Below are 720 nucleotides of genomic sequence, written 5' to 3'. Positions count from 1 at the left end.
ATTAATCGTTGCATTCTTCCTTAAAGAAATACCATTAAGTGAAGATATGCACATGACCCACCAGGAAGTTTCTAAGGAGTGGATAGAGGAAGCAAAATAAATTATATTAGTTTTTAAATCTTAAAAATACTGAATTAAAGCTCTTAAAAACCATCTAAAATTCATATAAACAGGAAATAAGCATTAAATTTTATAATTTAAAAAATTATTAATGGAGATAACAAGATGATTAGAATAGCTGTAACAGGCGCGGGTGGAAGAATAGGATCTGAAATAATTAAAGCTATATTAAAACAGGACGATATGGAAGTTATAGCAGCAATAGGAGCACCTGATACTCCTCTTGAGGAAGAGGATATAGGTGAAGTAATAGGCGCTGGAAAAATAGGTGTCCAAATATATAGTGCTCAAAATCTTTCTGAAGTTTTAAAGGAAAAGAAACCTGATGTTCTTGTTGATTTCACAACAGCAAATGCAGCAGCCAATACAATTAAAACAGCAGCTAAATATGGTGTTAACGTAGTTGTAGGAACAACAGGAATTTCAGATGAACAAATGGATGAAATAAGAGAATCCATAGAAGAAAATAAGATAAAATCAGTTATTGCACCGAATATGGCGGTAGGGGTGAATGTATTCTTTAAAATAATTAAAGACCTTGCAAAAATCCTAAATGATTATGATATCGAAATAATAGAAGCACACCACAAACATAAAGCA

1 protein-coding gene is annotated in these 720 nt (G+C 31.7%); it reads left to right on the top strand.

Features of this window, described 5'->3' with window-relative positions; all coding sequences use genetic code 11:
• Window positions 1-225 precede the first annotated feature (225 nt).
• Window positions 226-720, top strand: a 495-nt coding sequence (gene dapB / locus QMD61_11645; GenBank protein MDI6725287.1) for a 4-hydroxy-tetrahydrodipicolinate reductase, incomplete at its 3' end; no start/stop codon positions are given.

It is taken from the genome of Methanobacterium sp., from assembly GCA_030017655.1.
Taxonomy (GTDB): domain Archaea; phylum Methanobacteriota; class Methanobacteria; order Methanobacteriales; family Methanobacteriaceae; genus Methanobacterium_D.
Note: the sequence above shows the minus strand (reverse complement) of the source record. Positions and strands in the feature narration are given on the sequence as shown.